Source organism: Streptomyces lydicus (assembly GCF_001729485.1).
Taxonomy (GTDB): Bacteria; Actinomycetota; Actinomycetes; order Streptomycetales; family Streptomycetaceae; genus Streptomyces; species Streptomyces lydicus_D.
In genome coordinates this window covers 4,854,566-4,879,642 of sequence record NZ_CP017157.1, presented here as the reverse complement: position 1 = coordinate 4,879,642, position 25,077 = coordinate 4,854,566, and the positions used below count along the sequence as shown (strand labels likewise).

Here is a 25,077-nt window from a genome sequence, read left to right as displayed (position 1 = left end):
CGGCTCAGGACTCGTCCAGCGCGCTGGTCACGCGCGCCAAAAGGGTCCGCAGCGTCCGAAGTTCCTCAAGGGTCAGACCGGTGGCGGCCAGCATCCTGCGGGGCACCGGCAGGGCTTGTTCCCGCAGGTCGTCGCCCTCGGGGGTGAGGTGGATGGTGACCGACCGCTCGTCCTCGGTGCTGCGCTCGCGGCGGACCAGGCCGGCCGTCTCCAGGCGCTTGAGGAGCGGGGAGAGGGTGCCGGAGTCCAGTCGGAGCCGCTCGCCGATGGCCTTGACCGGCTGTGCGCCGTGCTCCCACAGGACCAGCATGACCAGGTATTGCGGGTAGGTCAGGCCCAGGTCCTTCAGGGCGTCCCGGTAGACGCCGCCGAACGCGCGCGAGGCGGCGTGCAGCGAGAAGCAGACCTGGTGGTCCAGGCGGAGCAGTTCGGCGTCGGGGACGGGAGGGCTGGTCGGCGAGGTCATGCGTCCAGGTTAGCCCCCGGGGCTATTTAGTTGCGCACAACTGAGTTGCGTGCAATTTGAATGTGTGCGAGTGTTGCCGGTGTCGGGCGGCCGGGCAGCGGCCGCCGCACCTGCGAAGGGGAAAGTGATGGACGCGCTGTACACCGCCGTCGCCACCGCCAACGGCCGCGAGGGCCGTGCCGTCAGCTCCGACGGCACGATCGACCTCGCCCTGGCCCTGCCGCCCGCGCTCGGCGGCGACGGCGCCGGCACCAACCCGGAGCAGCTCTTCGCCGCGGGATACGCGGCCTGCTTCGCCAGCGCGATGAGCAACGTCGGCCGGCAGATGAAGCTCGACACCAAGGACGTCTCGGTCACCGCCGAGGTCTCCATCGGCAAGGACGACACCGGCTTCGGCCTCGGCGTCGTCATGCGGGTGGAGCTGCCGGACGCGCTCGCCGGTGAGACCGGCCGCCGGCTGGTCGAGGCGACCCACGAGTTCTGCCCCTACTCCAAGGCCACCCGCGGCAACATCGGCGTGGAGCTGGTCATCGAGTGACGCGCGGCGGGCGCGCCGGGACCGGTCCGGGGAGGGGCCGGTCCCGGCGCGTACCGCTCAGGCCGCGCGCGGAGTGCTCCGCCGCGGGTGGCCGCGGATCAGCTCGGCGTAGTGCCGCCCGCTGTCCTTGAGGGTGCGGGCCTGCGTCGCGTAGTCGACGTGGAACAGGCCGAAGCGCTTGTCGTAGCCGTAGGCCCACTCGAAGTTGTCCATCAGCGACCAGGCGAAGTACCCGGCCAGCGGGGCGCCCCGGCGGGCGGCGCGGGCGCAGGCCGCGACGTGCTGGTGCAGATACGCGGTCCGCTCGGGGTCCGCGACGGTGCCCTCCGGACGGACCACGTCCGGGTAGGCGGACCCGTTCTCCGTGACGTACAGCCGGCGCGCCCCGTACTCGCGGGTCAGCCGCAGCAGCAGGGTCTCGATGCCGTTCGCGTCGATCTCCCAGTCCATGCCCGTACGGGGCACGTGCAGCCGGCGCACCGGCCGGGCGAACGGCGGCGGGCCGGACGGGTCGGCGGCGACCACGGCCGGGAAGTAGTAGTTCAGCCCCAGCCAGTCCAGCGGCTGCGCGAGCACCCCCGCGTCCCCGGCGCGCTCCGGCAGTTCCACCCCGTACACCTCCCGCATGTCCGCGGGAAAGCCCCGGCCGTGCACCGGGTCGAGCCACCAGCGGTTGGTGTGCCCGTCCATCCGCCGCGCCGCCGCGGCATCGGCTGCGGAGCCGGTGGCCGGTTCGACGGTGCTCAGGTTGTTGACGATGCCGACCTCGGCGTCCGGGGCCTGCGCCCGGATCGCCTGTACGGCCAGGCCGTGCCCGAGCAGCAGGTGGTACGACGCGTGCACCGCGGCGGTGAGGTCGGTCAGCCCCGGCGCCATCCGGCCCTCCAGATGCCCGATCCACGCAGAGCAGAGCGGTTCGTTCAGGGTGGCCCAGTGCCGGACCCGGTCGCCGAGCTTGCCGGCCACCACCGAGGCGTACTGCGCCAGCCGCTCGGCGGTCTCCCGTACGGGCCAGCCGCCGCGGTCCTGCAGTGCCTGCGGCAGGTCCCAGTGGTAAAGGGTGACGGACGGGGCGATGCCCGCCTCCAGCAGGCCGTCGACCAGCCGGTCGTAGAAGGACAGGCCCGCCGCGTTCACCCGGCCGTCGCCCTCCGGCACGACCCGCGGCCAGGCGACCGAGAACCGGTAGGCGCCCACGCCCAGTTGCCGCATCAGGCCGATGTCCTCGCGCCAGCGGTGGTAGTGCTCGCAGGCCCGGTCACCGGTGTCGCCGTTGTCGGTGCGCCCCGGCGTGTGCGCGAAGGTGTCCCAGATGGACGGCGCCCGGCCGTCCTCGGTGACCGCTCCCTCGATCTGGTACGCCGAGGTGGCCACGCCCCAGGCGAAGTCGTCCGGCAGGGCGGCGAAGTCGATCCGATCGGTCACGAAGCGCTCCTCTGCAAGCACGGGTGCGGGTCATTTGACGGCGCCGGCGGTGAGCCCGGCGACCAGATAGCGCTGGAGCAGCAGGAACCCGGCGACGACGGGGACGCTGACGACCAGCGACGCGGCCATGACCTGGTTCCAGTAGACGTCGTTCTGGGTGGAGTAGCCCTGCAGCCCGATCGAGAGCGTGCGGGTGGTGTCGTTGGTCATCACCGAGGCGAACAGCACCTCGCCCCACGCCGTCATGAACGCGTACACCGCGACCGCCACGATCCCGGGCAGCGCGGCCGGCACCACGATCCGGAAGAGCGCCCCCAGTGCCCCGCAGCCGTCGACGTACGCGGCCTCGTCCAACTCCCGGGGCACCGAGGCGAAGTAGCCGGCCAGCATCCAGATGGAGAACGGCAGCGAGAAGGTCAGATACGTCAGGATCAGACCGCCGCGGGAGCCGTAGAGGGCGAGGCCGGTGGCGTTGCCGATGTTGACGTAGATCAGGAACAGCGGCAGCAGGAAGAGGATGCCCGGGAACATCTGGGTCGACAGCACCGTGACGGTGAAGAGGCGCTTGCCGCGGAAGCGGTAGCGGCTCACCGCGTACGCGGCGAAGACCGCGATGACGACCGAGCAGACGGTGGCCGAGCCCGCCACGATCAGCGAATTGGTGAAGTACCGGACCAGCGGGACCGTCCGCCAGATGTCGAGGTACGGGCGGACCGTCAGCTCGCTCGGCAGCCAGTGGAACGCGCCCGAGACGTCCGACAGGGGTTTCAGCGAGCTGCTCAGCATGACGTAGACGGGGAGCAGGACGAAACCGGTCAGCGCGGTCAGGAAGATCCGGCGGGCCCAGAGGAAGGAGCGGGGCGGCGCGTTGGGGGACCGGCGGCGGGCGGCCGCCGAGCGCGCACCGGCGGTGGGGGACCGCCGCCGGGCGGTCGGTGGCGGGGTGCGGGCGGTGAGGTCAGCCATCGGCGTGCTTCCTTCCGCGGGAGGTGGCCAGGAGGTAGCCGGCCGTCACCACCAGCAGGAAGAGCAGCAGCAGGACGGACATCGCCGAGCCGGTGCCGAAGTTCCAGGTGGCGAACGACGCCTGGTAGATGTGGACGGACAGCAGATCGGCGGCCTTCGGAGCGGCCTTGCCGAACAGCACGTACGGCGTGTTGAAGTCGTTGAACGTCCACAGGAACAGCACCAGCACCAGCACCTGGTTCACCGGCCGCAGCGCCGGCAGGGTGATCCGCCGCAGCTGCCGGAGCCGGCCCGCACCGTCCAGCGCCGCCGCCTCGTACAGGTCCTTCGGGATGTTCTGCAGCGCCGCCATCACCACCAGGAACGCGAACGGCCAGGTCTTCCAGACGGCGACCGCCAGCAGGGCGTAGAAGCTGTTGTCCCCCAGCAGCCAGAAGGGCCGGCCGTCGGTGAGGTGCAGCTGGTCGTGCAGTACGTGGTTGACCAGCCCGTTGTCCCGCTGGAACATGAACGCCCAGGTGATCACCGCGGCGTAGACGGGCAGCGCGTACGGGGTCAGGAAGACCGCGCGCAGCAGCCCCCGGCCCCGGAAGTCCTCCTGGAGGAACACCGCCGCCGCGGTCCCGAGCAGCCAGCACAGCCCCACCGCCAGCACGCTGAACACGCAGGTCACCCAGAACGAGTGCAGCAGCGCGGCGCCGACCGGCGCGTGCACGTCGACGCTGATCCGGTAGTTGCCCAGCGCCTTCCAGGGCGCAGCGCCCCAGTTGCCGAGGAACAGGTGCGTCAGTTCCTTGAAGCTCATGGCGACGCCGATGACCATCGGGACGAGGTGGACCAGCAACTCCAGGAGCAGCGCGGGCAGCAGCAGCAGATAGGGCAGACCGGCGCGGCGCAGCCGTACGGGAAGCCGCCTCACTGCGCCATCTGCTGTTCTGCCTCGGCCAGCCGCGCCTTGACCGACCCGGTGGTCACCGGCTTCCCGGCCGCCGCGTCGGCGAACAGGTCCTTGACGGCCGTGCCGACCGACGTCTCGAACTGCGCCTCGTCGGCGACCTGCGGCAGCGGCGTGGCGCTCCTGGTGAGCGTCTCGCGCAGCACCCGGGTGTCCTGGCGGTCGAACGCCGGGTCCTGCTGCGCGGCCCGGACCGGCGGGATGGAGCCGTACGTCTTGTTCAGCAGCTTCTGCTCGGCGTCGCCGGTCATGAACTTCACGAACTTCTGCGCGCCGTTGAGGTTGTGGGTGTTCTTGAAGACGGCGATGTTGATGCCGGCGAGCATGGAGTTGGTCTGCCGGCCGCTGCCGGGGGCGCCGGACGGAACGGGTACCGGCACCACGCCCCAGTCCGCGGGCTTCATGCCGTCGGCGGCGAAGGTGGTGGCCGCGGCCTGCCAGAGCACCATCGCGGTCCGGCCCGTGGCGAAGTCCCGCAGCGACTGGTTCTGTCCGTACTCCGCGTTGCCCGGCGCGATGATCTTGTCCTTGGCCATGAAGTCGACGTACTGCTTGACCGCCGCGACCGCGCCGTCCGAGGTGAAGGACGGCTTGCCGGCGGCGTCGAAGAAGTCCGCGCCGTGCTGCTTGCCGAGGACGAACACCTGGTGGATGTTGTTGGCCAGCTGACCGCCCTCGGCGCCCAGCCCCCACTCGCCGTCCCTGGAGACCCGCTTGCCGGCCGCCACCAGCTCGTCCCACGTGGTGGGCGGCCGGCTGATCCCGGCGTCCTTGAACATCTGCTTGTTGTAGTAGAGCGCGTACGTCAGCGAGTACAGCGGCACCGCGGCCGGGTCCTTGCCCCGCCGCGCCGGTGGCGCCCAGCGCCGGCGCCACGAACCGGTCCCGCCCGCCGATCCTGTCGAAGGCGCCCTTGTCCCAGGGCAGCAGCGCACCGGTGGCCTGCAACGAGGCCGACCAGGTGTTGCCGATGTTGAGGACGTCGGGCCCCTGCCCCGAGGTGGTGGCCGCCAGAATCCGGTTGAGCAGGTCCGGCCACGGGATGACCTCCAGCTTCACCTTGATCCCGGTCTGCCGCTCGAACTTCTTCAGTTCGGGGCCGAGGACCTTCTTGTCGGCCTCGACATCGGGCCCCTGGTTGGACGCCCAGTAGGTCAGCGTCCCGGGGGAGTCGTTGCTGCTCCCGCCGCCGGGGCTGGTACCGCCGCCGCATCCGGACGCCAGCGCGGCGAGCGCGGTGACGGTGGCGGAGACGGTCGCGGCTCGGAGTATGCGCATGACGGATACGCCTCTCTCTGAGGAGTCCGGGGCCGGCCATGTTCAGTTCCTGAACGGCCTCATGGCTTAACTTAGGGTGTGAGTTAAAGCCCGAGAGAAGGGTGCGTCAAGGGAGCGGGACCCGGTACGTTTCCCTCCGGAAGGGGGGAGAGATGGCCGAGCGCACCCAGCGGACCGTGCGTGACCTGCGGCGGGTCAACCGCTCCAGGATTCTGCAACGGCTGTATTTCGACGGCCCGTTGAGCCGTCAGGAACTCGTCACCGCAACCGGACTCAGTTCAGGGTCCGTCAGCAACGTGGTCGCCGAACTCGTCGACGACGGGCTGCTGGAGGAGGCCGGCACGGTCGGCTCCGACGGTGGCCGCCCCCGCACCCTGCTGCAGGTGTCCCCGGCGAGCGGCCGGATCGTCGGGGTGGACGTCGGCGAGACCCGGGTGCGGGTGGAACTCTTCGACCTCACCCTCGCCGAACTCGCCCGCGCCGAACTCCCGCTGACCGGCCGCCACCACGACGTCCCCCGGATCACCCGGCACATCGCCGACAGCATCGGCACCGTCCTGCGGGAGGGCCGCACCGACCCCGGTCACCTGCTCGGCATCGGCGTCGGCGTTCCCGGCATCGTCGACCGGACGGGCCCCGGCGGCGCGCTCGTCCACGGCCAGACCATCGGCTGGGACGCCGTCCCACTGGAGGACCTGCTCCGCGACGCCACCCAACTCCCGTCCGCCGTACCGCTGTTCATCAACAACGGCGCCCAGGCGCTCGGCCGGGCCGAGATGTGGTTCGGCGGCGGCCGGGGCGCCGAGGACGCCGTGATCGTGCTCCTCGGCTCCGGCGTCGGCGCCTGCATCGTCACCGACGGCGCGGCCCACAGCGCGGCCCGCGACAGCGCCGGCGAATGGGGGCACCTCACCGTCGCCGTCCGCGGCCGGCGCTGCCGCTGCGGCGCCCGCGGCTGCCTGGAGGCGTACACCGGCGCCGAAGCCGTACTGCGACGCTGGCAGGAAGCCGGCGGCCGGCCCCCCGACGGCGCCGACGAGGAGACCGCCCTCACCGCCCTGGTCGCCGCCGCCCACCCGCAGGACGGCACCGCCCCCGACCCGGACGCGCTCGCCGTCCTCGACGAGACCGCCGAATACCTCGGAGCCGGCATCTCCGACCTGATCAACCTCTTCGGCCCCGAACGGGTCCTGATCGGCGGCTGGGCCGGACTGCTGCTCGGCCCGCACCTCCTGCCCGCGGTCCGCCGCTACGCCACCGGCTACGCCCTCGCCCACCCGGCCGGCCGGGTCACCATCGACCTCGGCACACTCGGCCCCGACGCCGTCACGGTCGGCGCGGCGACCCTGCCGCTGGCGGACTTCTTCACGAACGGCGGCCGGCGGACCGCACCGCAGCCGGCCCGGCGGGCAGCCGCGACGGGCCCGCGGACGCCACGGGCAGATCGGGCCCGCCGCCGGACACCGGGGTGAACCGCCGCCCCCGCACCAGCAACAGCGCCACCGCACACGCCACCGGCCCCGCCGCGCAGGTCAACCCGAAGGCGGCCCGGAATCCGTACGCCTGCGCCAGCGGACCGGCCGCCACCGCCGCCACGCACTGCCCCACGATCAGCCCCGACCCCAGCAGGGCCATGGCCTCGCCCATCCGCGCGGCCGGAGCGATCCGCTCCCCGAGCGCGAACACCGCGATGAGATGTGGTGCCACCGCCGTGCCGATCCCGGCGACCGCCAGCGTCACCCCGACAAACCCGTCCACCACCAGCAACGGCAGTCCCAGCAGCGTCTGCGCCACGATCGCCCGCCGCAACCGGACCGTCAGATCCCGCTTCCCCGGCCGGCCCGTACTGACCAGCCCCGCCAGCGCACTGGTCACCGCCATCGCACCCCACACGAAGCCGGCCGTCCCGGCATTGCCCAACTCCCGCGACAGCGCGCTCACCCCGGCGTTGGCGGCGCCCCACATGATCCCCTGCGCCAGCGCCATCACACACAGCACCACCAGCGCCGAGGACCTCAGCGGCACCCGGGCGCCCCCGGCGGCCCGCTCGGTCCGCACCGGCCCGGGAGCCGTCGGATGCAGCGCGAACAGCACACCGAAGACGGCACCGAGCGCGGCGGCGAGCAGCAGTCCCGCCGCGGGGTGGAACACGACCACCACCGTGGCCGCCAGCGCGGGCCCCGCCATGAAGCTGATCTCGTCGATCGTGGTGTCCAGCGACAGCGCACGCCCCGTCAACTCCCGACCCTCCGGCCGGGAGGCCGTCAGCACGCTCCACCGTGTCCGCGACAACGGCCCCACCTGCGGCATCGTCACCCCGGCCAGCCCCGCCGCCAGCGCCTGCACCGCCACCGGCAGCGCACCGACCACCGACCCCACCAACGCCACGATCGCCACCGCGTTCGCCGACGAAGCCACGAGAATCACCGGCCGGTGCCCCCGCCGGTCCGCCAGCCGACCGATCGGCGCCCCGCCCACCGCCTGCCCCAGCCACAGCATCCCGGCGACCACCCCGGCCCGTCCGATGCCCGCCAGCTCCGTCAGCATCAGCAGCGTGCCGATCGGACACAGCGCCGCCGGCAGCCGCGCCAGGAACGAGAGCACCGGCAGCCAGGCCCCGGCAACGGAGAACACCGCACGCACACCCGCCCACACCGGCACCGCACCCCCCCCGACGAACGACTCGCCCCAGTAGACCCGCGGCACGCCGCCCCCGGCCATCCGCACGTCCTCCGAAACCACGCCCGCCAAAGCGAGTTGGGTGTGGAGGAACCCCCAAGCGTGATTGCCGGCGGCGGGCCCCCGGGACCCGGCGGCCGGGTCGCCACTACGTTGGAGAGATGCTCACCGTCGAGGTCATCGAGACGATCCGCTGCACCCCCGAAGAGCTGCTCGCGTTCGTGCTGGACCCGGAGCGCTACGCCCAGGTGGACCGCAAGATCCGCCCGGTCCGCCGGGTCCGCCGCCAGGACTGGGGAACCGAATTCGCCTTCCGCCCCCGCCTGGCCGGGCTGCCCGGCCCCGAGACCGTCGCGCAGATGAGACTCACCCCCGGCGCACGCGTCGACATCCGACTGGCGCCGCCCCCCGCCAACCGGCTGTCGCGCCGGCTGTGCGACTTCGAGGCGAGCTTCGTCTGCACCCCCACCGGCGACGGCACCCGCCTCGTCCGCACCCTGACCTTCCACTTCGCCCCCTGGCTGAGCCGGCTGGCCGAACCCCTGCTGCGCCGGCGCCTCACCGCGGAGGTGGCGGAAGAGGTAGCGCTGGCGAAGGCGCACCTGGAGCGGGCGGGGTGAGCCACCGGGACCCGCCCGGGCCGGCGCGTTGACCGGCCGGCCCGGGCGTGACGGGACGGGCCCCGGCGGTCGCCCGGGGCGGGACCGGCCCCGGCCGGCCCTCAGGCGTCGTCGGCCGCGTACACCCGGCGCCCCCCGACGAACGTCTGGAGGACCCGGGTCGCCGCGATCTCCTCGCTGGGCCCGTCGAACGGGTCGCGGTCCAGGACCACCAGGTCGGCCAGCTTGCCCGGCTGGACGGAACCGGTGTCATCGAGATGATTGACGTAGGCGCTGCCCGCCGTGTACGCGGCGAGCGCCGAGCCCAGGTCGATGCGCTGCTCGGGCAGGAACACCGGCGCCGACGGCGGACCGTCCGGCGTCCGGCGGTTGACCGCGACGTGCAGGGCGGCGAGCGGATCGGGCGAGCTGACCGGCCAGTCGCTGCCCGCCGCCATCGTGGCGCCCGCACGCAGCAGATCACCGAACGGGTACTGCCACCCGGCCCGTTCGGCCCCCAGGAACGGGATGGTCAGCTCGTCCATCTGCGGCTCGTGCGCCGCCCACAGGGCCTGGATGTTCGCGGTCGCCCCGAGCCGGCGAAAGCGCGGGACGTCGTCGGGGTGCACCACCTGCAGATGTGCCAGATGCGGGCGGGTGTCACGCGGGCCGTGTGCCCGCCGGGCCGCCTCCACCGCGTCCAGCGCCTCGCGCACCGCCCGGTCGCCCAGGGCGTGGAAATGCACCTGGAAGTCCTCGGCGTCCAGCAGGGTCACATACCTGCACAGCTCCTCGGGGTCGATGAAGGAGATCCCGCTGTTGTCGGACGTACAGCCGCAGGCGGTCAGATAGGGGCTGAGCATCGCCGCCGTGTGGTTCTCGGCGATCCCGTCCTGCATGATCTTCACGCTGGTCGCTCGCAAGCGCCCGCCCGTCAACTCCTTCCGCTTCGCGATGAGTTCGGGAATCTGCTCGGCGCCCCGGGACCGCTCCCACCACAGCGCCCCGGTCACCCGCGCGGTCAGTGAACCCGTACGCACCGCGTCCGCGTAGGCGGGGGACACGTCCGCCAACCCCGGCCCTCGGCCCAGCATCGCGTCCTGCCAGGCCGTCACCCCGTACGAGTGCAGCACCCGCTGCGCCCTCAGCAGGCCGGCGGTCCGCTCCGCGAGCGTCGGCTCCGGAAGCAGATCGGCGACCAGCCGCATCGCGCCCTCCTGGAGCATGCCGGAGGGTTGACCGTCGGCGTCCCGCTCGATGCGCCCGTCAGCGGGGTCCGGCGTACGGGCCGAGAGCCCGGCCAGCTCCAGGGCGCGGGAGTTGGCCCAGCCGCCGTGGTGATCGCGGTTGACCAGGAACACCGGACGGTCGGGCACCAGCGCGTCCAGGAACTCGCGGGTCGGCATGCCACCCGGAAACGCCTCCAGCGACCAGCCGCCGCCGGTGATCCACGGCGCCCGCGGGTGCGCGGCCGCGTACGAGCCGATCAGCTCACGGTATTCCGCCGCCGTCTCCGCTGCGCTCAGATCGCACTGCGCCAACTCCAGCCCCGCGCCGACCGGGTGGACGTGCGCGTCCTGGAACCCGGGGATCAGCAACTTCCCCCGCAGGTCGACGACCTCGGTGGCCGGCCCGACCAGATCACGTACCTGCGCGTCATGTCCGACGGCGACGATCCGGTCCCCGCGCACCGCCACCGCGCTCGCCCGGCTCCGCGCCGGATCGACGGTGTGGACGGGACCGGAGAGGAACACGAGATCGGCGGGACGGCCGTCTCCGGCGGTTCCGGAGGCGGTCGCGGAGTCCGGTGCCGGATCGGGTGCGACGGTGGTGCTGAGGTCCATCTGGCTTCTGCTCCAGGTGAGTTGGGTGGTCGGGGGGTGTGGTTCGGGGGTACGGGGCCGGCGGGGCGCCCGCTTCAGCCTTCCGTAGGCGTCGGGGCAGGGGTCGGCAGCGGCGGTCCGCTCCCGTCCATGGGCAGGGCGATCGCGTCGCCGTCCGTCCCCCGCCCGGTCGTGAAGTACGGGGAGCGGCGCACCCACTTGGCCCAGGCGGCGGTCGCCAGGCCCAGCAGGACGAAGAGCGCGGGCAGCAGCAGCATGAACCACCCGTTGTCGGGGCTCGCCTCGAAGTGGTCGCTCAGGGTGGCGTAGTACCGCACCAGGTAGCACCCGAGCCCGAACAGGGTCAGTGCGCTCGCCGCCGGGACGAGCACGTCCCGCAGCGCCCGGACCGGCCCCTTGCGCAGACTGTCGCGGAAGCGCACCGCGCAGGCCAGCGCGGTCAGCCCGTAGTAGAGCGCCACCGTCAGGCCGATCGAGTTGACCGCGGTGAGGATCATCTCGTTGAGCTTGGGGATGCCCACCGCGAGCACGGCGAGCAGCGCGGCCATCGCCATGACCACCAGGGTGCCCGCGGCGGGGGAGCCGTACCGCGGGTGCACCCGCTGCCACACCGGCCCGAGCGTCCGGTCGCGGGCCATCGCCAGCGCACCGCGGGCGGTGGGGATGACACTCGACTGGAGCGAGGCGAAGGCCGAGCACATCAGCGCCGCCAGCGGCAGCGAGGCCCAGGGTTCCGGAGCCAGTCGGCCGCCGAGGAAGGTGAGCGCCTGCGGGCCGTTGTGGATCAGTTCGCCGTTGCTCATCACCCGCTGGAAGGCGAGCGCGCCGACCAGGAACAGGCCGAGCATCGCGACCAGCGCGATCAGGCCGCCCCGGGCCGCGTCGGAGGCGCTGCGGGTCTCCTCGTTGACGCTGAACGCGGCGTCCCAGCCCCAGTAGATGAAGACCGCGATCACCATGCCCTGGGCCAGCGCCTGGGGTGAGCCGATGTCGAAGGGGTTGAGCCAGGACAGCGAGAACGGCTGGTCGCCGATGATCAGCGCGTAGCCGCAGAAGACCAGCAGGACGGCGTACTCGAAGATCAGCAGCCACATCTGCAGTCGGGTCGCGGCCCGTACGCCGGTGATCGCGGTGACCGTGACGGCGACCAGCGCGACCAGGCCGACGGCGGTGCTGACACCGGTCGAGGACGGGTCCAGCCGGAGCCCCCACACGCTGTACAGGCCCAGCTTGTTGAGGAACTGCAGCACCACCGACCCGGTGACCGCACCCGTGTACGCCATGAAGATCACGTTGCCGACGAGGACCACCCACCCGGTGAGGAAGCCCGACCAGGGGCCGATCGACCGCCCCACCCAGGTGTAGCCGCTGCCGCAGTTGGGTTCGGTGCGGTTCAGCCGGGCGTACGACAGCGCGATGCCGAGGATCGGCAGGAACGCCAGCAGCAACAGGGCGGGGGTCTGCCGGCCGGCGTACGCGGCCAGGCTGCCCATTCCGATGCCGATGCTGGTGGTCGCTGCGGTACTCGAAGCGGCGATCGCCACCCCGTCCTTCACCCCCAGGGCGCGGCGCATACGCGCCGGGCCGGGGTCCTGCTGCACTGCGGAAGGCATGGCACTGACTCCTTGGACGGGCGAGGGCCGGGCACGGGTGGGCCGGGCGGACGCGGCGGGCCGTGTGACCGCCGATGAAACAGTCGGCCGGGTCTTGTGTCAACGGTGTTGACGTAACCTGGTGATTAACTGGCCCCCGGGCAACCGGGTCGGAGCGCGGCGGAGGGGTTCGGTGTGACGGAGAACGAGCGCGTCCCGGCCGAGCGCAAACGGCGCCGGCCGACCAGCTCAGGCGTGGTCCTGTCGGCCGACCTCATCGTCGACACCGCCCGCGAGCTGATCGACACGCAAGGGGCGCAAGCCTTCACCGTGCGGAAGCTGGGAGCCGCCCTCGGCGCCGACCCCTCCGCCGTCTACCGCTACTTCCGCAACACCGAGGAGCTGCTGCTCGCGCTCGCCGACCGGCTGATCGGCGAATCGATGGTCGGCTTCGCGCCGAGCGGAGACTGGGCCGCCGACCTGCGCGACTTCGCCCTGCGCGCCTACCGGTCCGCGCTGCGGCATCCGCAGATCGCGGCGTTCAGCACCGTCCGGGTCACCGGCCGGCCGCACGAGCAGCACGCCGTCGAGACCGGCATCGGCCTGCTGCTCCAGGCCGGATTCGACGACGCCCACGCGGTCCGTCACTACCACGCCCTGGTGGACACCGCCCTCGGGCATGCCGCCCTCGACGCGGGAGTGCTGCGGCTGGCGCCCGCCCAGCGCGCGGCGGACGAGCGGGCCTGGCAGGCCGAGTACGGCAGCCTGCCCGCGGGGGAGTATCCCGTCCTGCACCGCGTGCGCGACCACCTGCCGGTCATGGCCGGCTCGGCCGTCGAATCCGCGCTCGACCTGCTGATCGCGGCGCTGCGGAGCGCGGCGCCGGAATGATCCGGGCATTTCTCTCATCAGGGTGCAAACATGAAACATGCCCCTTTCACGGCTGACGCATCTGCGGGAACGCCGCGAGCTGGGCCTCGTCCTGATGCTGATCCCGATCGGGCTCATCGCGGCGGTCTGCGTGATCGACACCCTCGCCCCGCCCGACATCCACCTCGGCCCGCTGCTCGTCGCCGCCCCGGCGATCACCGCGGCCTTCGCCGGCCCCCTGCTGACGGCCGCGAGCGGCGCGCTCGCGGTCGCCGCGCTGCTCTTCATCGGCACCGCCCGGGGCGTCCTGGCCACCGAGAACCTCCAGGCGCAGATCGCCGCACTGGTCCTGGTCTCCGGCCTCGTGGTGCTCTTCAGCCTGGTCCGGGACCGCAATGAGCGCCGGCTCGTCCAGAGCCGCTCGGTGGCCGCGGTGGCCCAGAAGGTCCTGCTCCGCCCGCTCCCCGCCCGCAGCGGCCCCCTGGAGATCGCCTCCCTGTACCTGGCGGCCGAGGAGGAAGCCGAGATGGGCGGTGACCTCTTCGCGGCGGCACGCACCACCGACGGCACCCGACTGATCATCGGAGACGTCCGGGGCAAGGGCCTGCCCGCCTACAGCCACGCCGCCCTCCTCCTCGGCGCCTTCCGGGCGGCCGCCCACCGCCAGGCCACCCTGCCCCGACTGGCCCGCCACCTCGACGGCGCCGTCCGCTGGGACAGCACCCAGTGGCACACCGCCTCGGATGCCTGCGACGGGACGGACCTCTCGACGGGGGGCTACGCCGGCGACGGCGCGGAGCTCCGCCCGTCGGGTCCCGGCATCGTCCACGAGGAGCCGGACGCCGCCGTCAGCCCGATCCCCGCGGTGCTGCGCGCCCCCGGTTCCGCCGCCGACGACCCGGACCCCTCCGAAGACGCCGGCGAGAACTTCGCGACCGTCTCCCTGCTGGACATCGCCGACCGCGAGCCCGTCCTCAGCAGCATCAGCTGCGGCCACCCGCCCGCCCTGCTGCTCCGCGCCGGCCGGGCCCACCTGCTCCAGTCCCGGCGGACGGCGCTCCCCATCGGGCTCGGCGGCCTGCCCGGCGCCCCCGACTACGAGGTCGAAACCTTCCCCTTCGAGCCCGGTGACCTGCTCCTTCTCTACACGGACGGGGTGACCGAGGCCCGCGACGACAAGGGCACCTTCTATCCCCTCGCCCAGCGCGCCGGCGCCTGGAGCGACTGCGGCCCGGAACAGCTGCTGCGGCAGCTGCGCGCCGACCTGCTGGCACACACCCGGGGCCGGCTGGGCGACGACGCGGCAGCGGTGGCGGTACGCCGCCTCCCGGTCCCGCCACCGCCTTCCGGCGGGTGAAGGCCGCCACCCTCCGCCGGATGCAGCACCTCGGAGGGCACGCGCCGGATGACACACCTCGGATGAAATACGTCACACCACGCACGGGCTGACGCGGCACGCCCCCTGCCGCGGGCGCCGTCCCTCCGGCGCCGATTTCCGCGATTCCGCCCGCATTTGCCGCCGAGCCCCCCCGCGATCACCCCGCCCCGGCCCCGCCCATGCCATCGTGGTCCCGCGCACCTGACGCTTCCTCATGCCCACCCCGCTTGATAGACACGTCCGAATCATCCCCAAGTGGTATGGGACGCGCACCATGAACGACCGCAACACCTCGGACCACCACATATTCGCGTTCGACCTCACCGAGCACGAAGCCCGGCGGCGGACCGAAGTGCTCGCGGCGCTGGGCGACGCCTGGGACCCCGTCGCGGTGATGAACGCCGAGACCGAGGCGCACCGGCTCCTCTACTCGGATCTGGACGCGGACCAGCAGGCCACCTACGACCGGCTGGTCGCCGCCGGCGTGCTCCCGCCCTCCGGACAGGGTTGAGCATGCTGCCGCTCGACCCCACCGCCGACATCGGTCGCCGCGCCTGGGTCCCGTGCCCCGGCTGCCGGGACCACGAGGGCTGTGGAACCTGCCTCGACGGCCGCACCTGCCACGACCACTGGCGCTACCTGCTGTCCAACAAGGGCAGCGTGCTGCATCTGCAGTGCCCCAACTGCACCCACCTGTGGGCCTGGCAGTCCGGCTTCGGAGCGGGCGGCCGCACCGCCGACTGACCTGCCGGGGGCGCCCCGCACGGCGGGCGGCGGCCGCGCTCCGGCGCACCACCGCGCGGTGCGGCGGGTGTCCGGCGGCGGTAGCCTGCGGTCCATGGAGCTGCACGCACGATCACTCTGGCTGGTGACCGAGCCGCTGCACGCGGTCTGCTACTTCGACGAGGAATGCCGCGGCCTGGGCAAAGCCCTCGGCCTCAAGGGCTTCTGGATGGGGTATTTCGCCTCCCGCACCGCTCCGTTGGGCGCCGTGGAGCCCGCGGCGGCCACGGCCGTACTCGGAGTCTTCGCCCCGCGGATGGTGGCCCGCGCGCTGCCCGCCGCCTGGAGCATCGCCGGCCCCGCGCACGTCCTCGACGAGCGCGGCAGCCGCGCCGCCCGCGCCCTGCGCCGGGTCGACCCCGAGCTGGACCGCACCGCAACCGACCTGCTCCCCCCGCTCCAGGCGATCGTCGACGCCGCACCGCCCACCGCACGGCCCCTCTTCGCCGCCAACCGCGCCCTGTGCGACCACGCCGACCCGGTCGAGCGCCTGTGGCAACTGGTCACCGCCCTGCGGGAGTTCCGGGGCGACGCGCATCTGTCCGTACTGGCCGACGAGGAACTCGACGGCTGCGAAGCGCTGGTGCTGGCCGCCGCCTCCGGCCGGGTGCCCCGTGACACCATCCGCGAGGACCGCGGCTGGACCGAGGAGGAGTGGGCGGCCGCGACCGACCGACTGCGCTCCCGGGACCTCGTCGACGCCCGGGGCGAGGCGACCGGGCACGGCCTGCGGGAACGCGAGCGCATCGAGCAGGCCACCGACCGGCTGGCCGCCCGGATGCTGCACGCGCTCCCCGAGGCGGACACCGAGGCGCTGCTGCACGGACTGGAGCCCGTCGTCCGGCGCATCATGGCCACCAGCCTGCTGCCGTTCCCCAACCCGATCGGCCTACCGCACCTCGACGAGCCCCTGCCCCACGACGGCCGCGGGCCCGCCTAGAGCCGCCCGACCGGCGTAACGGGACCAAGAAATAGGCGACACGGCGATTCGGGGCAGAGTCGCGGGGAAACAGAGATATGCGAACGACGGGCATGCCCCCTGCCCACCCACAACTGTGAATATGTGACTGATCGAGGCAACGACCCACGCCACCGACAATCCGCGCCGATTATCCGCGCGACCGGCCTGACCAGCGGATACCGCTCCCCGACGGGCAGGGCCGCGGCCCGCACCCGGCCGCACAAGGTGATTTTCATCTGGTGGTTCGATGGGTGCTTTGGGGTGCTTTGCCATGCCAGATCGGGACACCTTTGCGCAAGAGCCGTTGAATGAGTATGGATCCTAGAGAGTTGTGGGACCGCAACGCCGTTCTGGCGGAAGCGTTTTGTTTGGGTGACGAGCGTGTCCGCGAGGCACAGGCCAGACTCGACGAGGCACAGGCCGACCGGTCACGGGTCTTGGCGGCATTCGCGGTGACCGTGGGCAGCACCGGCGCGGTGGCCGGACTGTTCGGATTGAACGAGCGCGAAGTACGGATCGCCCGGCGCACCGTGGGCAAGGACGACGCCCGCGCCGTCGCCGAGGAATTGCTGGCCGCCGCCGGGCCTTCCGCACAGCCCCGGGAGCGGGAGCCCGAAGAGCCGCCACCGGCGCCCGACCCCGCTGTCGAATATCCGCACCAGAACACCGCCGCCCAGCCCCGCACCACCGCCCCGCCCCGTGAGGGCGTCGGCGGCGGAACGACGGCAGCCGAACAGACCTGGTCCCCAGCGATGGACGCCGTACTCATCGGCAGCTGGCAGACCGGGGTGGATCTGCGGGAACTCGCCAGCGAATTCGGCCTCGATCTCACACGTCTCGTTACCCGTGCCCAACAACTGTCCGCCCAGGGGCGGTTCTATCCGGGCCCGGTGGAAACCCATGCCGGACGCCACCGGCGCGGCCCTGGCGATGTACACGAAGCCGAATACCACATTCCCGCCCAGCAGACGGCCGCCTGGAACGCCGCGCCCTCGGCCCACCACATGGCGTCCGCCTGGCACACCGGCTCCATGCCGTCGGCGGAATCCGTCCCCGATGTGTCCGCCCTGACCTCCGAATGGGACAACGCACTCGCGCCCTGGGGCACCCTCGCGCCCTCACCCGAGGACGCCGCGCCCTCTCAACAGCCCTGGACGCAATACCACCTGAGTTCCTGACCCTGGAGCGCGACGGAACGCATGCCGACCGTCCCGGCTAGCCCGCCGTTTCGCCGGCGTGCGGCGTCAGCACGCCGGCCGTGACCAGCGCGAACAGGGCTGTGCCCAGCAGAATCCGGTAGATGACGAACGGCATGAACGACTTGTTGGAGATGAACTTCATGAACCATGCGATCACCGCGTAACCGACGACGAAGGCGACCACCGTCGCGAAGACCGTCGGGCCCCAGGCGACGTGCCCCTGGCCGGCGTCCTTGAGCTCGTAGGCACCGGAGGCCAGCACGGCGGGAATGGCGAGCAGAAAGGAATAACGGGCCGCGGATTCACGGGTGTATCCCATGAAAAGGCCACCGCTGATCGTGGCACCCGAGCGGGAGACACCGGGGATCAGTGCCATCGCCTGGCACCCGCCGTACAGCAGACCGTCCTTCACACCGAGATCGGTGAGCGTCTTGCGCTGCTTGGCGGCACGGTGCCGGCCGCCCTTCTCGTCGCGCGCCGCCATACGGTCCGCGATGCCCAGCACCACACCCATCACGATCAGCGTCGTCGCGATCAGCCGCAGATCGCGGAACGGGCCCTCGATGGCGTCCTTGAGCGTGATACCCAGCACGCCGATCGGAATCGAGCCGACGATCACCAGCCAGCCCATCTGCGCGTCGTGATCGTGCCGCAGCGCCCGGTTGAAGAGGGAACGGGCCCACATGGAGATGATCCGCCCGATGTCCTTGCGGAAGTAGATGATGACCGCCGCTTCGGTGCCGATCTGCGTAATGGCGGTGAACGCCGCCCCGGGATCCTGCCAGCCGGCGAACGCCGCGGTCAGGCGCAGATGCGCACTGGAAGAGATCGGCAGGAACTCGGTCAGTCCCTGGACGAGCCCGAGTACGAAGGATTCAAACCAATTCATGAAACGCAGCTGTCCATGGGGTCGAGCGCTTACCTGCGCGGCCGGAAGAAACAGGGCGGGGGGAAAGGGAATGCGGAAGGAGGGAAGGGCGGGAGAAAGGGGATGTCGGCGGTGGAACCGGGGCACAGCCGACCGGGGCAGCGTAACGTCCCCAGATGTCCGGTCGGCCAAGGGGGTCTGGACGCAAAACACCCACCCCGTGGCGCCACCGCGCCCCGGTACCCGTACGACCCGCTCCGACGTACGGTCAGTTACCCCCGCAGCGCCTTCCGTTTGCGCCACACCACGATCAACGCCCCCGCACCGCTCAGCGCGATGAATGCCATGGACAGCACGAACGCCGGTGACGTCGGCGTGGCTGCCCGGGCCCCCGCGACGACGTACGCCGCGGTATTGGGAATGCTGCCCAGTGCCGTCGCCAGGAGATAGGCCGGCCAGCCCATACGGGACACCGCGGCACAGTAGTTCGTCGCGCAGAACGGCAGCCCGGGGAAGAGACGGATCGCCAGCATCGACCGGAACCCGTGCTCGCTCAACTGCCGGTCGGCGGCCGCCAGCCAACGCCCCCGCAGCAACGGCCGCAGCGCCTGCTGCCCGAGCAGCCGGCCCAGGCCGAACGCCAACGCGGCACCCAGCACCGTGCCGGCCAGCGCCGCACCCAGCCCCGCCGCGGTACCGAAGAGCGCCCCGGCACCCAGATTGAGCACCGGGCGCGGGACGAAAGCAGTGGTGCACACGGCATACGCCAGTGCGAAGACCACCGGCGCCGTCGGCCCCGACAGCCACGCCGGCCAGCCCCCGGACAGCAGGTTCTGCGGATGCCACAGCAGCATCGCGCCCCCGGCACACACCAGCAGCACCAGCAGCAGGCCCAAGCGGGCCCAGGGCGAGAACAGCACACGCGTACAGCGCACGGCGAGGCCGTCGGGCGGTGCGGCGGGGTCGAGCATCCCGGGAGCGTAACCGACGAAGCGCGCACCGCCCGGCATCCCGCGCGCCCCGCGGCAGGCGTCCGCACCGCCGGCCGCGGCTTGATAAATCGTTCGACGCCGCCAGGGCGGCCCGGCACCATATGACGCATGTTCCGGTACGCCTTCCCCTCGCTCCCGTCCGCAGCCGCGGACGAGCCGAAGGCTGCCGCCGACTTCCTCGCGGCCCTCGCCGCAGCCACCGACGGCGCACGAAGCTGACCCTCTCCGGATCGACCGGCGGACCCCGCAGGGGGAGGGTCGGCCCGGCCCAGGGGTCCCCACGGCGTCAAGACGCCGTTCTCACCGCATCGTTGCGAGGAAGAACACCATGCCCAAGACGGCATACGTGCGCACCAAGCCGCACCTGAACATCGGCACCATGGGCCACGTCGACCACGGCAAGACCACCCTCACCGCCGCCATCACCAAGGTCCTCAGCGACCGCGGCAGCGGCACCTTCGTCCCGTTCGACCGGATCGACCGCGCGCCCGAGGAGGCCGCCCGCGGCATCACCATCAACATCTCGCACGTCGAGTACGAGACCGACACCCGGCACTACGCCCACGTCGACATGCCCGGCCACGCCGACTTCGTCAAGAACATGGTCACCGGCGCGGCCCAGCTCGACGGTGCCATCCTCGTGGTCTCCGCGCTCGACGGGATCATGCCGCAGACCGCGGAACACGTGCTGCTCGCCAAGCAGGTCGGCGTACGGCACATCGTCGTCGCGCTCAACAAGGCGGACGCGGGCGACCCGGAACTCACCGACCTGGTCGAGCTGGAGGTCCGCGAACTGCTGAGCGCGCACGACTACGACGGCGAGCACGTGCCCGTCGTCCGCGTCTCCGGGCTGCGCGCCCTGGAGGGCGACCCGCGCTGGACCGACGCGATCGGCGCGCTGCTGGACGCCGTGGACACCTACGTCCCGATGCCCGAGCGGTACGTCGACGCGCCGTTCCTGCTCCCGGTGGAGAACGTCCTGACCATCACCGGGCGTGGCACCGTCGTCACCGGCGCCGTCGAACGCGGCACGGTACGCGTCGGTGACCGGGTGGCGGTCCTCGGCGCGGACACCGAGACCACGGTCACCGGACTGGAGACCTTCGGCAAGCCCATGGAGTCCGCCGAGGCCGGCGACAACGTGGCGCTGCTGCTGCGTGGCCTCCACCGCGACCAGGTACGCCGCGGGCACGTCATCGCCGCGCCCGGCAGCGTCACGCCGCGACGCCGCTTCACCGCCGAGGTGTACGTGCTGTCCACCGAGGAGGGCGGCCGCCGTACCCCGATCTCCACCGGCTATCGCCCGCAGTTCTACATCCGCACCGCGGACGTGGTCGGCGACCTCGACCTCGGCGACCGCGGCGTCGCCCGCCCCGGCCAGACGGTGACGGCGTCCGTCGAACTGGGCCGGGAGGTTCCGCTGGAGCCGGGCCTGGGCTTCGCCGTCCGCGAGGGCGGCCGGACCGTCGGCGCCGGCACGGTCCGCACGGTCGAGGAGTGATCCACGGCCGAGGGGCGTCCCGCGAGCGACGAGGGGCGCCCGCCTGACGCACGGCCGTGCCCCGTACCGGGAAGGTACGGGGCACGGCCGTCCGACGACCCCCACCGGCGCAGGGCCGGCCCGCCGGTCGGCCGGCGACTGTCCGGCAGGTGGAACGCATGCTTTCCGGCCGGCGCACGGAGTGCGACACTGCTCGCCCGAGCCCGGGGCAGAACCGGGGACGGGGCCGGACAGCACACGGAAGGACGTCCGATGGCGGGTACGGCACTGGTCCTGGGAGGCGGCGGGCTCACCGGAATCGGCTGGGAGGTCGGCGTGCTCGCCGGCCTGGCCGACGCGGGCATCGACCTCGCCGACGCCGATGTCGTCATCGGCACCTCCGCCGGTTCGATCGTCGGCGCACACCTCGCCTCCCGTCGGCGCTCCCTGGAGGAGCTGTACGAGCACCAGCTGACGGCCCCGGCCGCCGACGGACCGGCCGCCCGTATGGGGCCGGCCGCGCTGGCCAGGTTCGCGGCCATCGCCGTGCGCTCGCGGGACGCGGTCGCGTTCGGGGCGCGGATGGGCAAGCTGGCACTGGCCGCCCGTACGGCCCCCGAGGAGCAGCAGCGCGAGGCGATCGCGCGCACACTCGGCGGCCTGACCGACTGGCCCGCCCGCCGGCTGATGATCACCGCGGTGGACGCGGCGACGGGACAGCGGACGGCGTTCGACGGCACCAGCGGCGTGCGGCTGATCGACGCGGTCGGCGCGAGCTGCGCGGTCCCCGGCATCTATCCGCCGGTCACCATCGACGGCACCCGGTGGATCGACGGCGGGGTGCACTCCAGCGCCAACGCGGACCTGGCCGCCGGATACGCCCGCGTGGTCGTCATCGCGCCGATGCCGGTCAGCGGCGGACCCATCGACGGCCCGCGGTCTCAGGCCGCACGGCTGGCACGCCGAGGCACCCGGGTCTGCGTGATCACCCCCGACCGCGCCGCCAGATCCGCCTTCGGCCGCAACGTCCTGGACCCCGCCAAACGGGCCGACGCCGCCCGCGCCGGCCGCCGCCAGGCCGCCACCCACGTGCCGGAAATCCACCCCCTCTGGTCCGCCACGGCCTGACCACCACCGGGCCCGGCACCCGCACCTCCCGGGCCCACATGACCACAGCCCCCCGGATCGCCACACGTGGCCACGCAGCCGCACCGGCCCGCACCGCCACACCGGCCCACCTGGCCACCCCGGCTCAATGGGACGATGGGACGGTGGACACAGCTGCCGAGCCGATACCTGTCACCCGGACCGTGGACTGCGGCACCGCCAAACTGCTCCCGGACGTCGACCGCCCCCGCGCCTGGCTGCTCACGGTCGACGGCGCGCCCCAGTCCTACGTCGATCTCGACGCCCCCACGCACCTGGAATTCGAGTACGTACGCCGGCTCGCCCACGTCCTGGACCAGGCGGCGCCCGAGGGCCGGCCGCTCGACGTGCTGCACCTGGGAGGCGGCGCGCTGACCCTGCCGCGCTACCTGGCCGCCACCCGCCCGCACTCCCGGCAGGATGTCGTCGAGGCCGACCGCGGCCTGCTCGCCCTCGTCGCGGAGCAACTGCCGCTCCCCGACGGCTGCGGCATCACCGTGCACGCCGAGGACGCCCGTACCGCGCTGGAGGCGGCACCGACGGCCGGCGCCGATGTCATCGTGGCCGACGTCTTCGGTGGCTCCCGGGTGCCGGCCCAGCTCACCTCGGTCGAGTACGCGCGCGCCGCCGCCCGGGTGCTGCGTACCGACGGTTGCTACGCGGCGAACCTCGCCGACAGCGCCCCCTTCGGCTTCCTGCGCTCCCAACTCGCCAACTTCGCCACGGTCTTCGCGCACCTCGCGCTGATCGCCGAGCCCTCGGTGCTGCGCGGTCGCCGTTTCGGCAACGCGGTGCTGCTCGCGTCGCACGCCGAACTCCCGGTCGCCGCGCTGGCGCGCCGGACGGCCGCCGACGCGTTCCCCGCCCGGGTCGAACACGGTGCGGCGCTGCGCCGGTTGATCGGGGACGCGGTGCCCGTGCACGACGACGAAGCCGTCCCCTCGCCGGTGCCGCCGGAAGGCGCGTTCAGCGTGGGCTGAGCCGCTCCCGGGCCGGTGAGTGCTGCATGCCTTACAGAGAGTGGTCCGGGTCCTCTGCCTTGTCGCGCGGGGAAGCCGGCACCGACGAGGTGACGGTGGGGGCGGGGGCGCGGCGGGTCAGGTGGCGGACTTCGGGGACGCAGAGGACCGCTGCGGTGAGGAGGACGACCACGGCTGCGCAGCACCAGAGGGCGGTCGTCCGGCCGATGAGGTCCTGTAGGGGGCCGGCCAGGGCGGTGGCCACCGGGACCATGGCCAGGGAACCGAGCCAGTCGTAGGAGGAGACCCGGGAGAACTTCTCCTCGGGTATCTCCTGGTGCAGCGCCATCATCCAGGTGACCGCGAAGACCTCGACGGCGATGCCGGTGCCGAACATCAGGGGGGTGAGTCCGGCTGCCGGGAGGGGTACGGCGAGTGCCGCGGAGGGGAGGGCGAGCGGGAAGACGCACAGCGTGCCGGTCAGCAGGAGGCGGCGCGGTTTGAGGCGGGTCATCAGCAGGGCGCCGCCCGCGGTCCCCGCCCCGAAGGCGGCCAGCGCCAGCCCCCAGGGCCCCGGGCCGCCCAGGTGTTCCTCGGCGACCAGCGGTCCGTAGACCGCCTCGGCCGCCGATATCACCGCGTTGACGAGGGAGAACTGCAGCACGATCGCCCACAGCCAGGGCCGGGAGGCGACCTCCTGCCAGCCGTCGCGCAGATCGTGCAGGAGGCCGCCGCCACGCGTGCGCACCGGGGCCCCGCTGACGTCGAGGAAGGCGCGCAGCGCTCCCGCGACGGCGAAGGAGGCAGCGTCGACGGCCAGGACCCAGCCGGGACCGACCGCGGCGACCAGCGCACCGCCGAGGGCCGCGCCGCCGATGTTCGCGCCGTTCATGCCCATCCGGAACACGGCGAAGGCGCGGCCGGCGTGCTCGCCGGAGACGCTGGCGAGCACCATGCCCTCGGAGGCGGGCGCGAAGAACGCCTGCCCGGTGCCACCCAGCGCGGCCAGCACCGCCATCTGCCACAACCGCGGCTCACCGCCGAGGACGAGCAGGGCGAACAGCCCCTGGGAGACGCAACTGAGGGCGTTCGCGGCGACCATGACGTGGTGCCGGGGGAGCCGGTCGGCGACCGCGCCGCCGATCAGCAGGAAGAGGACGAGCGGGACCGTGCGGGCGGCGGCGACCAGGCCGACGTCGGTGGCGGAGCCGCCGGACGCGAGGACCGCGAACGCGGTGGCGATGAGCGCGCCGGAGCTGCCGAGGTTGGCGATCACGGTGGCGCCGGTCAGCAGCAGGTAGTTGCGCCCCGCCCAGCTCGGGCGGCTCAAGGGTTCCCGGGGCCGTCCGTTCCCGCTGTTCTGCTGTCCTCGCCACATGGGCGTCCACGATAAGGGCGGGCGACGGAGGGGAGGTCCGGAATGTCGCGGCGGGCCCCTTCACAGCTAAGCTACCGCTAGGTAACATGATCTCATGTCCTCCGAGACCCTGCCGTCGATCGGCGAAATGATGGCGGCCTCCGTGCCGATGGTCCGCACGCTGAACCTCGAGTTCACCGAGACCACCGCGGAGCGCGCCGTGGTCCGCATGCCCGACCAGCCCGACTTCCACAACCACGTCGGCGGACCGCACGCCGGCGCGATGTTCACCCTCGCCGAGTCCGCGAGCGGCGCGATCGTGATGACGGCCTTCGGCAACCAGCTCGGCCGCGCGGTGCCGCTGGCCGTGCGCTCCGAGATCGCCTACAAGAAGCTCGCCATGGGGCCGGTCACCGCCACCGCGGAACTCGGCCGGCCGGTGGACGAGGTGATCGCCGAGCTCGACGCCGGCGAGCGCCCGGAGTTCCCCGTCAACGTCTCCATAACCCGCGAGGACGGCGCGGTCACCGGCGAGATGAGCATCGTGTGGACGCTGCGCCCCAACAAGTGAGCCGGGCCGGGAGCACGCCGCCCCGATAAGTGAGCCGGGCCGGCCTGTCCGCGAGCCGGACCGGCCCGGGTCCGTGAGCCGGATCTCACGCTGTCGCCGGATGTTGCGTACCGCACGCGGATTCGGCCTCCCGACTGTGCCATCGCGTACGCTTCTGGGGCGCGCTGCGGC

Annotated in this window: 23 protein-coding genes and 1 pseudogene; 13 read left to right on the top strand and 11 right to left on the bottom strand. The window is 72.6% G+C overall.

Annotated elements, in window-relative coordinates; translation table 11 throughout:
• Positions 1-4: 4 nt before the first annotated feature.
• Entirely contained in the window at positions 5-466 is a 462-nt protein-coding gene (locus tag SL103_RS21275) for a MarR family winged helix-turn-helix transcriptional regulator (RefSeq protein WP_033269317.1), read from the bottom strand.
• 127 nt (positions 467-593) lie between these two features.
• Between SL103_RS21275 and SL103_RS21270 the strand changes: the two genes are divergently transcribed.
• Positions 594-1,004, top strand: a complete 411-nt coding sequence (locus tag SL103_RS21270; protein WP_069570560.1) for an organic hydroperoxide resistance protein — start codon at positions 594-596, stop codon at positions 1,002-1,004.
• A gap of 57 nt (positions 1,005-1,061) precedes the next feature.
• On the opposite strand, the gene SL103_RS21265 is transcribed toward SL103_RS21270, so the two are convergent.
• From SL103_RS21265 to SL103_RS21250, 4 genes and pseudogenes are all read right to left on the bottom strand, one after another.
• Positions 1,062-2,429: a GH1 family beta-glucosidase gene (locus tag SL103_RS21265; protein WP_069570559.1), complete on the bottom strand. Its 1,368-nt coding sequence runs from the start codon at positions 2,427-2,429 to the stop codon at positions 1,062-1,064.
• A gap of 30 nt (positions 2,430-2,459) precedes the next feature.
• Positions 2,460-3,395, bottom strand: coding sequence for a carbohydrate ABC transporter permease (locus tag SL103_RS21260; RefSeq protein ID WP_244303995.1), 936 nt, complete (start codon positions 3,393-3,395; stop codon positions 2,460-2,462).
• Positions 3,388-4,314 (bottom strand): carbohydrate ABC transporter permease, encoded by a 927-nt coding sequence (locus SL103_RS21255; protein WP_069570558.1) that lies wholly within the window; start codon positions 4,312-4,314, stop codon positions 3,388-3,390. The genes SL103_RS21260 and SL103_RS21255 overlap by 8 nt, the downstream gene beginning before the upstream one ends.
• Positions 4,311-5,628: pseudogene (locus SL103_RS21250) on the bottom strand (ABC transporter substrate-binding protein). The gene SL103_RS21255 and the pseudogene SL103_RS21250 overlap by 4 nt, the downstream one beginning before the upstream one ends.
• A 152-nt stretch (positions 5,629-5,780) precedes the next feature.
• Between SL103_RS21250 and SL103_RS21245 the strand changes: the two are divergent.
• Complete coding sequence (locus tag SL103_RS21245; RefSeq protein ID WP_069570557.1) at positions 5,781-7,100, top strand: ROK family transcriptional regulator; 1,320 nt, start codon at positions 5,781-5,783, stop codon at positions 7,098-7,100.
• Here SL103_RS21245 and SL103_RS21240 read toward each other — a convergent pair.
• Positions 6,994-8,370 carry an MFS transporter gene (locus SL103_RS21240; protein ID WP_164492875.1) on the bottom strand — a complete coding sequence of 459 codons (1,377 nt, stop codon included), beginning with the start codon at positions 8,368-8,370 and terminating at the stop codon, positions 6,994-6,996. The genes SL103_RS21245 and SL103_RS21240 overlap by 107 nt on opposite strands.
• A 98-nt stretch (positions 8,371-8,468) precedes the next feature.
• Between SL103_RS21240 and SL103_RS21235 the strand changes: the two genes are divergently transcribed.
• Complete coding sequence (locus SL103_RS21235) at positions 8,469-8,927, top strand: SRPBCC family protein (RefSeq protein WP_069570556.1); 459 nt, start codon at positions 8,469-8,471, stop codon at positions 8,925-8,927.
• 101 nt (positions 8,928-9,028) lie between these two features.
• Here the strand turns inward: SL103_RS21235 and SL103_RS21230 are convergent, their stop codons facing one another.
• The gene (locus SL103_RS21230; RefSeq protein WP_079145888.1) at positions 9,029-10,750 is read right to left on the bottom strand and encodes an amidohydrolase; all 1,722 of its coding nucleotides are present in this window, start codon (positions 10,748-10,750) and stop codon (positions 9,029-9,031) included.
• A 74-nt stretch (positions 10,751-10,824) separates the two neighbouring features.
• Positions 10,825-12,363, bottom strand: coding sequence for an APC family permease (locus SL103_RS21225; RefSeq protein WP_069570555.1), 1,539 nt, complete (start codon positions 12,361-12,363; stop codon positions 10,825-10,827).
• 174 nt (positions 12,364-12,537) lie between these two features.
• Here SL103_RS21225 and SL103_RS21220 point away from each other — a divergent pair, with 174 nt between their 5' ends.
• The 6 genes from SL103_RS21220 to SL103_RS21195 all read left to right on the top strand — a co-directional run bounded on the left by SL103_RS21220 (position 12,538) and on the right by SL103_RS21195 (position 17,512).
• Positions 12,538-13,233 (top strand): TetR/AcrR family transcriptional regulator, encoded by a 696-nt coding sequence (locus SL103_RS21220; protein WP_069570554.1) that lies wholly within the window; start codon positions 12,538-12,540, stop codon positions 13,231-13,233.
• Positions 13,234-13,327: 94 nt separating this feature from the next.
• Entirely contained in the window at positions 13,328-14,569 is a 1,242-nt protein-coding gene (locus SL103_RS21215) for a PP2C family protein-serine/threonine phosphatase (RefSeq protein WP_069573969.1), read from the top strand.
• 295 nt (positions 14,570-14,864) lie between these two features.
• Positions 14,865-15,101 (top strand): DUF6400 family protein, encoded by a 237-nt coding sequence (locus tag SL103_RS21210; RefSeq protein ID WP_069570553.1) that lies wholly within the window; start codon positions 14,865-14,867, stop codon positions 15,099-15,101.
• Positions 15,102-15,103: 2 nt separating this feature from the next.
• Positions 15,104-15,334, top strand: a complete 231-nt coding sequence (locus tag SL103_RS21205; RefSeq protein WP_033269307.1) for a hypothetical protein — start codon at positions 15,104-15,106, stop codon at positions 15,332-15,334.
• 94 nt (positions 15,335-15,428) lie between these two features.
• A complete protein-coding gene (locus SL103_RS21200) occupies positions 15,429-16,313 on the top strand; it encodes an SCO6745 family protein (protein WP_069570552.1) in 885 nt (294 codons plus the stop codon).
• A gap of 329 nt (positions 16,314-16,642) precedes the next feature.
• Positions 16,643-17,512, top strand: coding sequence for a hypothetical protein (locus tag SL103_RS21195; RefSeq protein ID WP_244303994.1), 870 nt, complete (start codon positions 16,643-16,645; stop codon positions 17,510-17,512).
• A 37-nt stretch (positions 17,513-17,549) separates the two neighbouring features.
• On the opposite strand, the gene SL103_RS21190 is transcribed toward SL103_RS21195, so the two are convergent.
• Positions 17,550-18,422: an undecaprenyl-diphosphate phosphatase gene (locus SL103_RS21190; RefSeq protein WP_069570550.1), complete on the bottom strand. Its 873-nt coding sequence runs from the start codon at positions 18,420-18,422 to the stop codon at positions 17,550-17,552.
• Positions 18,423-18,673: 251 nt separating this feature from the next.
• Entirely contained in the window at positions 18,674-19,372 is a 699-nt protein-coding gene (locus SL103_RS21185; protein WP_069573968.1) for a TVP38/TMEM64 family protein, read from the bottom strand.
• A gap of 349 nt (positions 19,373-19,721) precedes the next feature.
• Here SL103_RS21185 and tuf point away from each other — a divergent pair, with 349 nt between their 5' ends.
• The 3 genes from tuf to SL103_RS21170 all read left to right on the top strand — a co-directional run bounded on the left by tuf (position 19,722) and on the right by SL103_RS21170 (position 22,999).
• The gene (tuf, locus tag SL103_RS21180; RefSeq protein WP_069570549.1) at positions 19,722-20,894 is read left to right on the top strand and encodes an elongation factor Tu; all 1,173 of its coding nucleotides are present in this window, start codon (positions 19,722-19,724) and stop codon (positions 20,892-20,894) included.
• A gap of 252 nt (positions 20,895-21,146) precedes the next feature.
• Positions 21,147-22,001 carry a patatin-like phospholipase family protein gene (locus SL103_RS21175; RefSeq protein WP_069570548.1) on the top strand — a complete coding sequence of 285 codons (855 nt, stop codon included), beginning with the start codon at positions 21,147-21,149 and terminating at the stop codon, positions 21,999-22,001.
• Positions 22,002-22,144: 143 nt separating this feature from the next.
• Positions 22,145-22,999, top strand: coding sequence for a spermidine synthase (locus SL103_RS21170; RefSeq protein WP_069570547.1), 855 nt, complete (start codon positions 22,145-22,147; stop codon positions 22,997-22,999).
• A gap of 31 nt (positions 23,000-23,030) precedes the next feature.
• Here SL103_RS21170 and SL103_RS21165 read toward each other — a convergent pair whose 3' ends face one another.
• Complete coding sequence (locus SL103_RS21165) at positions 23,031-24,356, bottom strand: MFS transporter (protein ID WP_069570546.1); 1,326 nt, start codon at positions 24,354-24,356, stop codon at positions 23,031-23,033.
• Positions 24,357-24,450: 94 nt separating this feature from the next.
• Here SL103_RS21165 and SL103_RS21160 point away from each other — a divergent pair, with 94 nt between their 5' ends.
• Entirely contained in the window at positions 24,451-24,906 is a 456-nt protein-coding gene (locus tag SL103_RS21160; RefSeq protein WP_069570545.1) for a DUF4442 domain-containing protein, read from the top strand.
• Positions 24,907-25,077: the final 171 nt, after the last annotated feature.

Bases quoted from the DNA above. Each gene is read 5' to 3' on its own strand.
- SL103_RS21275 (WP_033269317.1), bottom strand. From the start codon at position 466: ATGACCTCGCCGACCAGCCCTCCCGTCCCCGACGCCGAACTGCTCCGC.
- SL103_RS21270 (WP_069570560.1), top strand. From the start codon at position 594: ATGGACGCGCTGTACACCGCCGTCGCCACCGCCAACGGCCGCGAGGGC.
- SL103_RS21260 (WP_244303995.1), bottom strand. From the start codon at position 3,395: ATGGCTGACCTCACCGCCCGCACCCCGCCACCGACCGCCCGGCGGCGG.
- SL103_RS21245 (WP_069570557.1), top strand. From the start codon at position 5,781: ATGGCCGAGCGCACCCAGCGGACCGTGCGTGACCTGCGGCGGGTCAAC.
- SL103_RS21235 (WP_069570556.1), top strand. From the start codon at position 8,469: ATGCTCACCGTCGAGGTCATCGAGACGATCCGCTGCACCCCCGAAGAG.
- SL103_RS21230 (WP_079145888.1), bottom strand. From the start codon at position 10,750: ATGGACCTCAGCACCACCGTCGCACCCGATCCGGCACCGGACTCCGCG.
- SL103_RS21225 (WP_069570555.1), bottom strand. From the start codon at position 12,363: ATGCCTTCCGCAGTGCAGCAGGACCCCGGCCCGGCGCGTATGCGCCGC.
- SL103_RS21215 (WP_069573969.1), top strand. From the start codon at position 13,328: ATGCTGATCCCGATCGGGCTCATCGCGGCGGTCTGCGTGATCGACACC.
- SL103_RS21210 (WP_069570553.1), top strand. From the start codon at position 14,865: ATGAACGACCGCAACACCTCGGACCACCACATATTCGCGTTCGACCTC.
- SL103_RS21205 (WP_033269307.1), top strand. From the start codon at position 15,104: ATGCTGCCGCTCGACCCCACCGCCGACATCGGTCGCCGCGCCTGGGTC.
- SL103_RS21200 (WP_069570552.1), top strand. From the start codon at position 15,429: ATGGAGCTGCACGCACGATCACTCTGGCTGGTGACCGAGCCGCTGCAC.
- SL103_RS21195 (WP_244303994.1), top strand. From the start codon at position 16,643: ATGAGTATGGATCCTAGAGAGTTGTGGGACCGCAACGCCGTTCTGGCG.
- SL103_RS21190 (WP_069570550.1), bottom strand. From the start codon at position 18,422: ATGAATTGGTTTGAATCCTTCGTACTCGGGCTCGTCCAGGGACTGACC.
- SL103_RS21185 (WP_069573968.1), bottom strand. From the start codon at position 19,372: ATGCTCGACCCCGCCGCACCGCCCGACGGCCTCGCCGTGCGCTGTACG.
- tuf (WP_069570549.1), top strand. From the start codon at position 19,722: ATGCCCAAGACGGCATACGTGCGCACCAAGCCGCACCTGAACATCGGC.
- SL103_RS21175 (WP_069570548.1), top strand. From the start codon at position 21,147: ATGGCGGGTACGGCACTGGTCCTGGGAGGCGGCGGGCTCACCGGAATC.
- SL103_RS21165 (WP_069570546.1), bottom strand. From the start codon at position 24,356: ATGTGGCGAGGACAGCAGAACAGCGGGAACGGACGGCCCCGGGAACCC.
- SL103_RS21160 (WP_069570545.1), top strand. From the start codon at position 24,451: ATGTCCTCCGAGACCCTGCCGTCGATCGGCGAAATGATGGCGGCCTCC.